Below are 12,528 nucleotides of genomic sequence, written 5' to 3' on the forward strand. Positions count from 1 at the left end.
GGTTGGGGCTGGGCGCGGTGGCGGGCCCGGGAGCGGTGTCGGTGGTGGGGCGCGTGTCGGGCTTGGGGCGGGTGCCGGTGGAGGGGCACCCGTCGGCGCTCGGGCGCGCGTCGGCGTCGGGACTCGCGCCGGACGCCGGATGCTGCGCCTCGGGGTTCGGGCTCTCGTCGACGCTCGGGCCGGTGTCTGACGGCCACTTCCGTACGTCGGCGCTCGGGCGACCGTCGGCATCAGGGCCCACGTCGGACCGAGAGGGCTGCACGTCGACGGCCGAGCGCGCCCCGGCGCCCGAAGGCGTCGCCGCACCCGCACCGGCGCTCCCCCGGGAAGCCGCCCCCGCCCCCGCCGTCGTCGTGTTTCTCGCCGCCATGGTCAGCTTCCCTCCAGCGCGGTCTCCTGGGTCGGCCCGCCGCGCCCGGCGGTCTTCCGGTCGCCCTGCGGGGCCCTGTCCGAGGGTATGGCCAGTGCGGTGGCGCATGCGACGAGCGCAACCGCGCCCGCCAGGGTGAACGCGAGTTGGTAGCCGCCGAGCGTGGGGAACCGCATGCCCCCGGCGGACGAGGTGTGATGGACGAGCACGGCGGCGACCGCCGCACTGGAGACGCTTTGCCCGATCGTCCGCATCAGAACGTTCACGCCGTTCGCGGACGCGGTCTGCTCGATCGGGACCGCGCGCAGGATCAGCGTGGGCAGCGCCGAGTACGCGAAGGTCGTCCCGGTCGACACGATCGCGGCGCCGAGCATGATCACCCACAGCTCCCGGCTGTCCACGATGCGCACGGCATAGCCGAGGGCCATGATCGCGACGCCGATGGCGAGGGTGATCCTGGGGCCGCGAGACGTGGAGACGCGGGCGGACAGCGGCGAGAGGACCAGCATGATCACGCCGTTGGGCAGCAGGCACAGACCGGTCGCCACGATCGACAGCTCCAGGCCGTAGCCGCTCTCGGCGGGCGCCTGCACCAGCTGCGCGGTCACCAGCGAGTTGGCGTAGAAGGCGAATCCGGCGAGCAGCGCGGTCACGTGCGGCAGGGCGACGCGCCGTCCGGACGCCAGGCGCAGATCCACCAGTGGCTGCTTCGCCCGCAGTTGCATCCGCCACCACACGGAAAGGATGACGACGGCGCCCGCGAACAGCCCGAGGACCGGACCGCTGCCCCAGCCCCACTGGCCGCCCTGCGACACCGCGAGCAGCAGACAGACGAGTCCGGCCGCCAGGCCGAGCGCGCCCCACGTGTCGAACCGCCCAGGCGAACGCACCGGGGATTCGCGCACGGCCCACCAGGCGAGCAGGAGACCGGCGGTGCTCAGGGCGGCCGTCGCCCAGAACATGGCGTGCCAGTCCGCGTACTGCACGATGAGCGCGGCCAGCGGCAGACCGAGCGCGGCACCGATCCCGACCGTGGAGCTCATGAGGGCGACGGCGGAAGCGGTGCGCTGCGGCGGCAGTTCGTCGCGCAGGATGCTGATGGACAGGGGCACCACCGCGGCGGACGCGCCCTGCAGGGCGCGTGCCGCGATCAGCAGCCGGATGTCGGACGTGAGCGCGCAGAGCACTGATCCCCCGGCCATCAGGCCCAGGGCGACCAGCAGGACGCGGCGCTTGCCGTACATGTCGCCGGCCCGGCCGAGCACGGGTGTGAGCACCGCTCCGGACAGCAGCGTCGCGGTGACCAACCAGGACACGGCACCGGGCGAGCTGTTCGTCAGCCGGGGCAGATCGGGCAGCAGCGGCACGACCACGGTCTGTGTGACGGCCATGAGGATGCCGCCGAAGGCGAGCACCGGAACGGTCAGCCGGGCGCGCAGTCCTCCCCCGCCACCAACTGTCGGAACAGGCGCCATGGCCTCTCTCCCCCGCTTCTGAGGTGAATAGCAATTCACCTTAGCGGGTGAATTGCTATTCACCGGGAGGAATTCGGAAGGGGGTGGGCCGTCGGCTCCTGGCCGTGAACCGCCCCGGCGGGCCGTGCGCCCCTGCCGCGGCGGGTCCGCGGCGGGCGGCTTCGGTCATACTGCGGTCCATGAACCGACTCCGCTTCGGCCTCGTGGGCACGGGCCCCTGGGCCTCCGCCACGCACGCCCCCGCGCTGGCCCGGCACCCGGGCGTGGACCTCAGTGGGATCTGGGGCCGCCGCCCCGAGGCAGCGGCCGCACTCGCCGACGGGCACGGCACGAGGTCGTACGCGGACGTGGACGAGCTGTTCGCAGCGAGTGACGCCGTGGCGTTCGCGGTGCCGCCCGATGTGCAGGCACCGCTCGCCGCGCGGGCCGCCGCGGCAGGCTGCCACCTCCTGCTCGACAAGCCCGTGGCCACGACGCCGGCCGGGGCCCGGGACCTCGCGGCGGCGGCCGAGCGCGCGGGGGTGGCCTCCGTCGTCTTCTTCACGATGCGGTTCACCCCGACGGCAGCGGCCTGGCTGGCCGAGCAGGTCGCCGCAGGTGGCTGGTTCACCGGCCGCGCCGACTGGTACGGCTCCTTCTACGCACCGGACGGCAGCGCGGCGTTCTCGTCGCCCTGGCGTGCGAGCCGGGGCGGCCTGTGGGACGTGGGCCCACATGCCCTGTCGATGCTGCTGCCCGTGCTGGGCGACGTGACCGAGGTGACCGCGGCGCCGGGCCCCAGGGACACGGTCCATCTGATCCTGCGGCACGCGGGCGGCGCGTCCAGCACGGCGACGCTGACCCTCTCTGCGCCGCCGAAGTGCGAGGGGCTGGCGGTGGAGCTGCGCGGCGAGAGCGGCACGGCGGTGCTTCCGCCGTGGGAAGACGGCGGCGACGCGTTCGGAGCGGCGGTGGACGCGCTCGTCGAGTCCGCGGCCTCGGGCACGCCCCATCCGTGCGACGTACGGTTCGGGCTGCGCGTCTCGGAGATCCTGGCGCGGGCGGAGGAGCACATCACGGCCACCTGATCCGCCCGGGACAACCACGGGCGGCCGGTACCGTGGCCGCTACGTAATGGCGAGTGACGGCACCGACCGCAGCCGGTGGTCCTACGGAACCGGCGCGGGGAGCAGAGCTGTGCGGTCCTGTGCTGCTCCGATTCCGACCACACGGATCAAAATACGAACAGTTGTCCCACATGCTTCCCACATCGGCCCTGTAGGCCTAGGGGGTACCCAATGCCGGGGAATTTCAGCCATTCTCGAACTCCCCGGACAAGATGCCCCGCTGTTGTGCACGGACGCCATCCGACGATCAAACCTGCAGGTCGGTGACCCCGCACGCTCCATGATGCCCCAGCAACTGATCGTTTTCTTCGGGCAATGTTTACTACCAAAGCCGATGTGAATATTTAGACTGATCACGCTCCAACTCGGCGTGCACCAAGAGGGATTACCCACCATGAACAAGACGGCGCTCCGCGCTCTGCTCCGCGAACGACGCGCCCTCATAGCCCCCGAATCGCACGGCTTCGCCCGCCCGACAGGCCAGGGCCGGCGCGCCCCCGGCCTGTCACAGCACCAGGTCGACCAACTGCTCCACCGCACGTTCGGGACGTACCACCGTCTCGAATCCGGCAATTACCCCAACCCGCCGACCTCGCTGCTCCGGGACGTGGCGCGCCTCTTCGGGCTGAACGAACAGGAGTGGGTGTCCCTCTGCCGGTACGCACTGCTGCAGGACCCACCGGGACCGCTCCACCTCTCCTCCGGCAAGGAGGTGCCCGGCGTCTGGCAGGAGGCGGTCGACGGGATCGGGCACATGGCCTACGTGACCGACGCGTCCTGGGAGATGCTCGCGTACAACACCGCCTTCGCCGGGATGTTCCCGAGCGGCAAGGTCCCCGGCAACACCATGCGCTGGATGCTCCTGGACCCGCACGGGCGCGAGACCCTGATGGACTGGCACACCGCCTGGGCCCCCATGGTGCTGCCGCAACTGCGGGCGGCGCTCGCCACCAGGCCCGACGACGACATCCTGCGGCAGATCGAGAAGGAGATCCTGGCCGATCCCGAGACCGCCGATCTCTACGCCGCGGGAAACTCCCATCCGCATCCCGACGGCGACGAGCGCCCCCTGCTGCACGCTCTGGAGGGCCCCGGCTGGGTCACCATGTGCGCGGCGCAGCCCCTGACGGCACCCGGTTCCCGGCTGATGATCCTGGTGTTCCACCGCGGCACGCACCGCATCCATTCGCGCGCCCCCATCCTCCGCTCCGACTGACCTCGTACGTACGTTCGAAGCTCCGCGCTCGACAGGGCACTCCCGGCACAGTGCAGTACTTTGGCCACACCCCCACCCGCTTCGCCGATCCCTGGGGAGTCGCCTCGTGACTGCTCACGTACTCAAACCTCACACCGTCTTCGGCGACCACAAGGTCACCACGGCCGAGATAGCCGACGACGTGAGCGCGCACCACGCCGACCACCCGCGGCTGCGCGCCATCCTCCGCGTCATCGGCAACTGCGGCGTGCAGACCCGTCATTTCACGCGCCCGCTCGGCTCCCCCACCGTGTCCGGGACGGCCGACGTCGGCGAGCGCGCCCGTGTCGCCTTCACCGACGCGCTCGACATGGCGGAGCGGGCCGCGACCACGGCCCTGGACAGCGCCGGTCTCACCCCGCGGGACATCGACGCGATCGTCACCACGCACACCACGAGCTGGGCCGTCCCCAACCTGGACATCAACCTCGTCACCCGCCTCGGCCTCCGCCCCGACCTGCGCCGCATCGCGCTCACCTCGGTGGCCTGCCCCGGCGGCACCCAGGCCCTCACCCGCGCCGCCGACCTCCTCGCCGCGCGGCCGGGCAGCAAGGTCCTGGTGGTGGCCTCCGAGGTGCTCTCCAGCATCTACCACCACAGCGACACCACCATCGAGTCGATGATCTACAAGGCGCTCTTCGGAGACGGGGCCTCGGCGGCCATCGTCACCGACACACCGCTGGGTCCTGGACTGGCCATCGAGGACACCTTCGAGTTCGTGCTCGCGGACAGTCTCGAACGCCAGCGCGGCCGGATCTCCATGGACGGCATCCACTTCGACTCGACCAAGCAGGTCCTGGCCGCCGTCACCGACGTGATGCCGCACCTCCTGGAGTGGCTGGGCCCGCGGCAGCTCGACTACGCCGTCATCCATCCCGGCAGCCCGCGCATCATCGCGGACACCGCGACCGCGCTGCGCCTGGACGAGCACGCCGCCCGGCACTCCACGGACACCCTCGCCTACGAAGGCAACCTCGGCGGCGTGAGCATCCTGCGCGTCCTGGAACGCACCCACGCCGACCCTCCGGACGACGGCGCGCACGGCGCGGCCATCGCCTTCGGGCCCGGCTTCGCCACGGCGGCCGTGCGCTGCCGCTGGCAGTCCTAGGGACTGTCCCGCGGACAGGCCCCGGCCGAAAACCTGTTGCCGCGGCTTCGCCCCACTGCTGAGGTGACCGCATGGATCACGCAGCGGTACTGGCCGCGTACGACCGTCAGCTTCGGCACGACACACAGGGCGAGGGCGGTGACACCCGGGTCGAGCGGACCGGCGGCGTCGTCCGCGTGACCGGCTCGGCGCACGACTGGAACGGCGTCCTGTGGACCGACACCGACGCGTCGGCGGCGGATGCCGTGATCGCCGAGCAGGTGCGCCACTTCACCGCCGCCGGGCGGGATTTCGAGTGGAAGCTGCACTCGTACGACCGGCCGGACGACCTCGCCGAGCGTCTTCTCGCGGCCGGGTTCGAGGCCGAGCCGGTGGAGACCGTGATGGTCGCCGAGGCCGCCGCCCTGCCCGCGGGCCCCGAACTGCCCGACGGCATCCGTCTGCTCCCGGTGACGGACGCGGCAGGCGTGCGGCTCATGTCCGAGGCTCACCTCGCCGCCTTCGGCGAGGAGGACGCGGCGCTGAGCGAGCACCTCGCCCGGCGTGTGCTCGCCCAGCTCACCGAGACGCCGGACGAGATCGTGGCGGTCGTCGCGATGGCAGGCGACCGGCCGGTGTGCGGCGCGCGGATGGAGTTCCGCCCCGGCACCGACTTCGCCGGGCTCTGGGGCGGCGGCACCGACCCGCAGTGGCGCGGCAAGGGCATCTACCGCGCGATGGTGGCCCATCGCGCCCGCATCGCCGTGGCGCGGGGCTACCGCTATCTGCAGGTGGACGCCTCGGACGACAGCCGCCCGATCCTGGACCGGCTCGGTTTCGCCACGCTGTGCACGACCACGCCGTACGTGTACCGCCCGTAGGCCGTGCGTGTTCCGGCCGCGGGGCCGGGGTTCAGCCGAGGAGCTTGGTGATGGCTTCCGTGGTGTCCGTCTCTCCCAGGCGCGGGAAGATCTTCGCCACGCTGTTGCGGTGGGCGTCGGCGTCCATGTCGGTGACGGCGTCGACGGCCACGGTCACGTGGTAGCCGTGCTCGTGCGCCGCGCGGGCCGTCGACTCCACGCCGATGCTCGTCGCGATGCCGGCGAGCACGACCTGGGTGACGCCCCTGCGACGCAGCTGGAGGTCGAGGTCCGTGCCGTAGAAGGCTCCCCACTGCTGCTTGGTGACGACGATGTCCGCGTCGGTGCGTCCGAGCTCGGGCACGAGCTCCGCCCAGTCCGCGGGCACGTCGCCTCCGCGCGCGGGGCCTTCGGTGCGGCCGGGGGCACCCCCGGTCACCCGCACCAGGACCACGGGCAGTCCGCGAACCCGGAAGGCGTCGGCGAGCACGGCGGCCCGTTCGACGATCTGCTGCGAGGGGTGGGCAGTGGGCAGCGCGGTGATGCCCTTCTGCAGGTCGACGAGGACGAGGGCGGTGGTGGGGTCGAGGACGGTGGCACTCATGGGTGGCGCCTTTCTCATGCGTTCTTGATTTCTTGTTCTGCGTTCTTGGTCTCTTGGTCCCGGCCGGGACGGCGGCGCAGTGCGCGGTCCGTGGCGGTCAGGACGATCAGGGCCAGCGCCAGGACGGCGCCGACGGCGGCCATGAGGTGGAGTCCGCCGTCGTCGGCCCGCTGCCCGTAGGCGAGGCCGATCAGGCCGGAGGCCGTGATGGCGCCGATGTACTGCGCGGTGCGCTGGAGTCCCGCCGCCGAACCGATGGCGTCGGCGGGCGCGAACTGCTGCACGGCGGCCTGGTTGCCGGTACCCATGAGCCCCTGCGGAATGCCGAAGCAGGCACCGGCCAGGAGCAGCACGGCGAGCGGCGTGGACCCCGTGGTGCAGAGCAACAGCGAGCTGCCCGCGGTGAGGAGTACAGCGGCGACGGTGAGCGGTGCGCGAATGCCCTTGGTGCGCGCCCCGATCAGTGAACAGGCCAGCGCGGCAAGGGACATCGGCAGCATGACGAGTCCGGTGTGCAGCGAGGAGTAGCCGCGCTCCTCCTCCAGCCACTGCGTGAAGCCGTACATCACGCAGTACACGACGAGGTAGCTCAGTCCGTGCCGCAGGTAGGTGCGGGCCAGCGCGTGGTTGGCGCCCAGCATGCGCAGGTCGATGAAGGGGTGCGGGTGGCGCAGCTGCCACCAGGTGAGCAGGGCGGAGAGCAGGACGACCGGGGCGAGCAGCAGCCACATCGGGTGACGCAGGTCGAGCAGGAACACGACGAGGCAGGTGAGAGCCCCCGTGAAGAGCGTTGTGCCGAGCGGATCGAGCGTCTTAGCCCGGCCCGCCGCCGGGCTCTCGCGCGGGATGTCCTTGGGGATCCACCTGAGGGCGGTGGCATACGCGACGACCGCCACCGGCACGTTGACGGCGAAGACGGCGCGCCAGCCCGCGGTGGCGACGAGGAGGCCGCCGAGTGTCGGGCCTATCGCCGCGCTGCCGAGCGCCGCGAAGGAGAGACGGCCGAGGACGGTGCGCGGAGTCGGGCTGCCGAGCCGCCTGGACTCGTCGCGCAGGACGGCCATCGCGGCCGGGTACGCGGCGGACGTGCCGACGCCGAGCAGGGCCCGGGAGACGAGCAGCCAGCCGAATCCGGGGGCGAGCGTCCCGACGAGGCCCGACGCGACGACGAGCGCGAGCCCGCCGAGGAAGACACGGCGCGGCCCGATGCCGTCGGCGAGCTTGCCGAGCACGGGCTGGGCGACGGCGCTCGCGAGGTAGAGCACGGAGACGAGCCACGCGGTGTCGGAGGCGCCGACGCCGAAGTCGTGGCCGATCGCCACCAGTCCGGTGGAGATCATCGTGGTGTTGAGGGGGTTGAGCAGGGAACCGAGGAGCAGCGGGGCGGTCAGTCGTGCCCCGAACCCGTTCCGCTCCACCGCCGGGCGCTTCGGCCGCTTGGGCCGCGCGATGGACGTGACTCTCACTTCTGCACCAGTCGCTCCAACAGCGCGATGGCGTCGGCCAGTCGGCGCCGCTCCGCCGGGTCGAGCTCCTCGGAGACCGCGTCCGCCAGCCAGCCCCGCTTGGCGGCCCGCCCGTCGGTGAGGGTGCGGCGGCCCTCGTCGGTCAGGGAAACGACGGACTGCCGCCCGTCGTTCGGATCGGGCGCCCGCTCGATGAGCTCCATGGACTCGAGGGCGGCCACGGTCATCCGCATCGACTGCGGCCGCACGAACTCCGCGCGCGCCAGGCCCGCGGTGGTGCTGGGACCGCCCCGGTCCAGACGGGCGAGCACGGAGCGCTGCGAGGGGCTGAGCCCGTTCATGGGCGATGCGCCGCGCAGTTTCCGTACGAGACGCCCGACGACGTGCGTCAGGTCGGCGGCGACTTGCTCGGGCGTCGGTTCATCCTCGGGTCCGCTCATGCCGCCACGCTACGAGATCGACAGTCAGACTTGCAAGTCTGACTTTCTACCTACTGGCGTGAGCCATCGGCGCTTCGCAGGAGAATGTCCACCAGTCCCCCGGCCGACAAGGAGCACGACGTGACGACCCTCGCCCTGTACCTCCCCGGCTCGGGCACCCTCCCGCGCTGGATGCAGATCACCGTCGGCGTGGTGGTTCTGGGACTGGTCGCGGCCCGGATCTGGCTGACCTTCCGACGCCGGAAATAGTCGGCTCCCCGGCTCCCCGGCTCCTCCCGTCGATGGTCCGCCGGTCGCCCGTCGCACCAACATGCAGCAGGTCCTCGACGCAGCCGTCGCGATGTGCACGCCGGAGGAGCGGGCCGCGTTCCACGCCCGCCTCACCGCGGCCCGCGCAGGCACTCCGCTGGACGCCCTACCCGCGCAGCTGGCACGCGCGCACACGACGGACCTTCAGCAGGCTGCGCTAGGGCCGTTCGACGTGGTGTCCCACAAATTCCTGCCCGTCTACGTCGGGCAACCCGTCACCGCGCTATGGAACCGCGCCACGCCGCCCCTGAGGGGCCTGGCGGTCTCGAGCGGCGCACCCTCCCCGTGGACCACCCCAGCGCCCGGGCGGTGTTGTACCTGTACGCGTGCGGCCTCGCCCTGCTCCACCTCGAGCAGGCCCGGCGGCCGGACACCCTCACCGATCTCGCCGTGTGGCGCTACCGCACCTACCTGGACGACCGTGCCTGGACCGGACGGCTCCTGACGCTTCTCCTGGACGCGGTTCTGCCGCCCGGCACGGTGTGCCCGGAGCCCAGCTACGTGCTGTCGGTGTACGAGCTCGGTGCGCACGCCTTCCCGCCCGAGCAGCTGCCGACCGCGATGCAGTTGCTGGCGACCCCGTCCGTCCTCGTCGACCGCCGCGACCCGACGAACATCGTGGGCCTGGGCGAAGACGCCGAGCAGGCGCTGTTCACCGGCCGGTGGGAGCACCCGGATGCGGTGGAGTTCTCCGGCGCCGTGTCGATGGGGCTGGCTGGCTGGTCCGGTATCGCCTACCACCCGCTGTCCACCGAGCGCGCCCTGACAACCGGCGAAATCGTCGACCTGGAATTGGACGTTCAGGCGCTCTGGGCGGTGTCCATCCACGTGCAGGCCCTCATCGAGGCTGGTCAGGATCCGGTCATGCATGGGGAGTACAGGCGCAGCTGCCTGGCCTCCGCGTACTCTCGACTCACGCAGTCCGGGCCGACCGAGACCGTGCAGCACCGCCTGATGCGCAAGGCGATCCTGGCGACCAGCGAGCTGCCCGAACGCCTCGCCGCCGCCCGGGATGCGCTGCGCCCCTGACCACCCCACAGAGAGACAGGACCCCCGGTGGACCCTCGCACCACACCGCTCTTCGTGATCGACGTGCAAAACGGATTCGTGAACGACCGCAGCCGCCACGTGGTGTGATCGCCGACCTGATCGACCGGTGGCAGGCCGCGGGCGGGCCGGTGCTGTTCTCCCGTTACTTCAACCACGCCGACAGTCCCTTCGTGCGCCTGCTGGACTGGACGGCGCTGCAGGAGGCCCCGGAGACCGACATCGTGCCTGAGCTCGCCGCGGCCGCCGCGCGTGCCACCGCAGTCATCGACAAGGTCACCTATGGGGCATTCGGCCGCGCCGTCATCGACGACTTCCGTGACAGCGGGTGGAGCGAGGTGGTGCTGTGCGGCATCGCCACCGACTCCTGCGTCCTGAAGACCGCCGTGGACGCCTTCGAGGCCGACATCACGCCGTGGATCGTCACCGACGCCTGCGCCTCCGAAGCCGGCCCCGACGTGCACCAGGCCGGATTGACGGTCGCCCGCCGCATGGTCGGCGCCCGGCAGCTCATCACCACCCAGGACGTCGCGGATTTTGTGGCGCCCCCGGCTGAGAGGAGCTGCGCATGACCCCGGAGAGCGACCTGATCGTCGTCGGCGCCGGGCCCGCCGGGACCGCGGCCGCGCTGATGGCCGTCAGCCTCGGCATGCGAGTTCGTCTCATCGAACACGACCGGGTCGGGGGGAAACTCCACCACATCGGCGCCCTGAACAACGTGCCCGGCAACTGGGCTACCGGCCCCGACCTGGCGGCCGCGCTCGCCGCGGACCTCGAGCGGCTCGCGCCCACGAACCTGCTGCGCCGCACCACCGGCACCGCCACCGCGGTGTCCGCCGACGACGAGCAGGCCTACGTCGACCTGGCCGACGGCAGCCGGCACAGCGGGGGCGCCGCCGTCATCGCGACCGGCGTCACCACCCTCTCCCCCGCCGACGCGACCTGGGTGACAGCACCGGACGGCCTGTGGCCCACCCCGCTGTGGCGCACCGGGCCCGCCGAGATGAGCGGCCCCACCTGGGTCCTCGGCGCCGACCGGCCGCTGGGCACCTGGCTGCGCGCCCACCCGACGGTCGAGCGCACCCTGAACGTGCTGTGCCCGCCGGACGATGACTACAAGGCCGCCGAAGTCGCCGAGGATCCGCGCGTCCACCTCGTCCGGTGCACCAGTGTCTCCATCACCCCCGCGACACGCCGCGGCTGGGCCCTCAGTGTCAACGACCGTGGCGGTGAGGAGCGGCAGTACATCGCGGGCGCCCTCCTGGGGAACCTCGGTAACCAGCCCGCCGCCCTCGCCGGGCTCGCGCAGAGCACGGACGGCTACTGCCCGCCCGACGAGCAGCACCCGCGGATCTGGACTGCCGGAGACCTTCGCTCCGCGCGCTTCCAGCGCATCGTCGCTGCGCAGGGGTCCGGCGCCGAGGCCGTGCTCGCCCGCTACTACAGCACCGCCCTGGTTTCGGCAGACGCTCAGGGCAAGAGTGGTTCCGCCACGTGGTGACGACGGCCAGCGAGAGGATGCGCGCCGTCGGCGTCGTCCAGGAAGGCGACCCGATCCTCGCCAAGACTGCGCGGAGGTTCGATCTCCCGGCCGAGGCTGAGGATGCCCACAGAGCCGTGGCCGAGCTGGTCTCCGCGTGCGAACGGGCCGCTACGGTCCATGTCTTCGGCAAGGGCATGGGTATGGCCGCACCTCAGATCGGCATCGACCGGGCCGCAGCCATCGTCCGTACCCCCGACGGCGAGTCGATCACGCTATTCAATCCGACGATAGTCGAGGAGTCGCCGGACACCGACGAGCAGTACGAGGGCTGCCTTTCCTTCTTCGACGTGCGNNGGCTATCTCCGTCGAGCACACCGACATCGACGGCACCGAGCACATCACGATCTTCGAGCGCGGACTCGCCCGCCTCGTCGCCCACGGAGTCGACCACCTCCACGGCCAGTTGTACCGCTCTCGCATGCGGGAAGGAGTAGATCCGATCCCCGTCTCCGAATACCGCGGGACAGGAAAGAAATGGAGCTACGGAGGGCGTCCGAGTGACTGAACGGACTGCCCTGTACCGGCACTTCGACGCCGACAGCGTACTGAGCTGAGCGCTCGTGCACGGCGCCTGCGCGCGGGGCTATCGCTGTGCGGTGGGGTTGCCGTAGGGGTAGATGACATTGCCGTCCGTGTAGGGGGTGTCGGGACGGCGTCGGCGAGGTGGGGTCTCCTTGAGGGCTTGGCCGTCGGTGAACAGGTCGTCGAGGTGGAAGGCAAGGTTGTACAGGGGGCCGATTGTGTGGTCGCCGGGCTCGGGCCAGACCAGTGGCAGGCGTACTCGCCAGTTGCGGGTCTGGTAGGACATCAGCAGGTCGGCTGTGTCGTTGGCGGGGGTGGTCTCGCAGCCGTGGAGTAGGGGCAGATCGCCCTGGGCGCCGGCGAAGCGGGCTGTCTGTTTCAGGGCCCAGGCGAGGTGTGCGTGCACGGGTGCGGCGGCGGGCGGGGGGTTCCCGGGGTCGTACC

The 12,528-nt window shown here is 71.5% G+C and carries 13 protein-coding genes and 3 pseudogenes; 10 read left to right on the plus strand and 6 right to left on the minus strand.

Annotation, left to right across the window (positions count from 1 at the left end):
- Window positions 1-370 (minus strand): annotated as a pseudogene (locus tag AOK03_RS42765) (hypothetical protein); the annotation flags it as partial.
- A gap of 2 nt (window positions 371-372) precedes the next feature.
- A complete protein-coding gene (locus AOK03_RS25195) occupies window positions 373-1,845 on the minus strand; it encodes an MFS transporter (protein ID WP_055567624.1) in 1,473 nt (490 codons plus the stop codon).
- Window positions 1,846-2,024: 179 nt separating this feature from the next.
- Here AOK03_RS25195 and AOK03_RS25200 point away from each other — a divergent pair, with 179 nt between their 5' ends.
- The 4 genes from AOK03_RS25200 (at window position 2,025) to AOK03_RS25215 (ending at window position 6,174) form a co-directional block, all read left to right on the plus strand.
- Window positions 2,025-2,912, plus strand: a complete 888-nt coding sequence (locus AOK03_RS25200; protein ID WP_055567632.1) for a Gfo/Idh/MocA family protein — start codon at window positions 2,025-2,027, stop codon at window positions 2,910-2,912.
- A gap of 433 nt (window positions 2,913-3,345) precedes the next feature.
- Entirely contained in the window at window positions 3,346-4,167 is an 822-nt protein-coding gene (locus AOK03_RS25205; RefSeq protein ID WP_079074947.1) for an MmyB family transcriptional regulator, read from the plus strand.
- Between the two features lie 106 nt (window positions 4,168-4,273).
- Entirely contained in the window at window positions 4,274-5,314 is a 1,041-nt protein-coding gene (locus tag AOK03_RS25210) for a beta-ketoacyl-[acyl-carrier-protein] synthase family protein (protein ID WP_055567625.1), read from the plus strand.
- Between the two features lie 71 nt (window positions 5,315-5,385).
- A complete protein-coding gene (locus AOK03_RS25215) occupies window positions 5,386-6,174 on the plus strand; it encodes a GNAT family N-acetyltransferase (protein WP_055567626.1) in 789 nt (262 codons plus the stop codon).
- A gap of 31 nt (window positions 6,175-6,205) precedes the next feature.
- Here AOK03_RS25215 and AOK03_RS25220 read toward each other — a convergent pair whose 3' ends face one another.
- The 3 genes from AOK03_RS25220 to AOK03_RS25230 are packed head-to-tail and all read right to left on the minus strand — an operon-like array spanning window position 6,206 to window position 8,663.
- Window positions 6,206-6,757 (minus strand): isochorismatase family protein, encoded by a 552-nt coding sequence (locus AOK03_RS25220; RefSeq protein WP_055567627.1) that lies wholly within the window; start codon window positions 6,755-6,757, stop codon window positions 6,206-6,208.
- 14 nt (window positions 6,758-6,771) lie between these two features.
- Window positions 6,772-8,223, minus strand: coding sequence for an MFS transporter (locus AOK03_RS25225; protein ID WP_244177734.1), 1,452 nt, complete (start codon window positions 8,221-8,223; stop codon window positions 6,772-6,774).
- Window positions 8,220-8,663 (minus strand): MarR family winged helix-turn-helix transcriptional regulator, encoded by a 444-nt coding sequence (locus tag AOK03_RS25230; RefSeq protein WP_055567628.1) that lies wholly within the window; start codon window positions 8,661-8,663, stop codon window positions 8,220-8,222. The genes AOK03_RS25225 and AOK03_RS25230 overlap by 4 nt, the downstream gene beginning before the upstream one ends.
- 84 nt (window positions 8,664-8,747) lie before the next feature.
- On the opposite strand from AOK03_RS25230, the gene AOK03_RS42770 reads away from it, so the two are divergent.
- The 6 genes and pseudogenes from AOK03_RS42770 to AOK03_RS44250 all read left to right on the plus strand — a co-directional run.
- Window positions 8,748-8,912 carry a hypothetical protein gene (locus AOK03_RS42770; protein ID WP_157869075.1) on the plus strand — a complete coding sequence of 55 codons (165 nt, stop codon included), beginning with the start codon at window positions 8,748-8,750 and terminating at the stop codon, window positions 8,910-8,912.
- A gap of 345 nt (window positions 8,913-9,257) precedes the next feature.
- On the plus strand, window positions 9,258-10,001 hold the full coding sequence (locus AOK03_RS25235) for a hypothetical protein (RefSeq protein WP_055567629.1): 744 nt from the start codon (window positions 9,258-9,260) through the stop codon (window positions 9,999-10,001).
- Window positions 10,002-10,105: 104 nt separating this feature from the next.
- Window positions 10,106-10,591 carry a cysteine hydrolase family protein gene (locus AOK03_RS25240; RefSeq protein ID WP_244177735.1) on the plus strand — a complete coding sequence of 162 codons (486 nt, stop codon included), beginning with the start codon at window positions 10,106-10,108 and terminating at the stop codon, window positions 10,589-10,591.
- Window positions 10,588-11,520 (plus strand): FAD-dependent oxidoreductase, encoded by a 933-nt coding sequence (locus tag AOK03_RS25245; RefSeq protein ID WP_055567630.1) that lies wholly within the window; start codon window positions 10,588-10,590, stop codon window positions 11,518-11,520. The genes AOK03_RS25240 and AOK03_RS25245 overlap by 4 nt, the downstream gene beginning before the upstream one ends.
- A 17-nt stretch (window positions 11,521-11,537) precedes the next feature.
- Window positions 11,538-11,854: pseudogene (locus AOK03_RS44245) on the plus strand (peptide deformylase); the annotation flags it as partial.
- Window positions 11,855-11,856: 2 nt separating this feature from the next.
- Window positions 11,857-12,067 (plus strand): annotated as a pseudogene (locus AOK03_RS44250) (peptide deformylase); the annotation flags it as partial.
- A gap of 78 nt (window positions 12,068-12,145) precedes the next feature.
- On the opposite strand, the gene AOK03_RS25255 reads toward AOK03_RS44250, so the two are convergent.
- Window positions 12,146-12,528: hypothetical protein (locus AOK03_RS25255; protein ID WP_157869076.1), on the minus strand; the 383-nt coding region annotated here is incomplete at its 5' end.

This window comes from Streptomyces atriruber, assembly GCF_001418325.1.
GTDB lineage: Bacteria > Actinomycetota > Actinomycetes > Streptomycetales > Streptomycetaceae > Streptomyces > Streptomyces atriruber.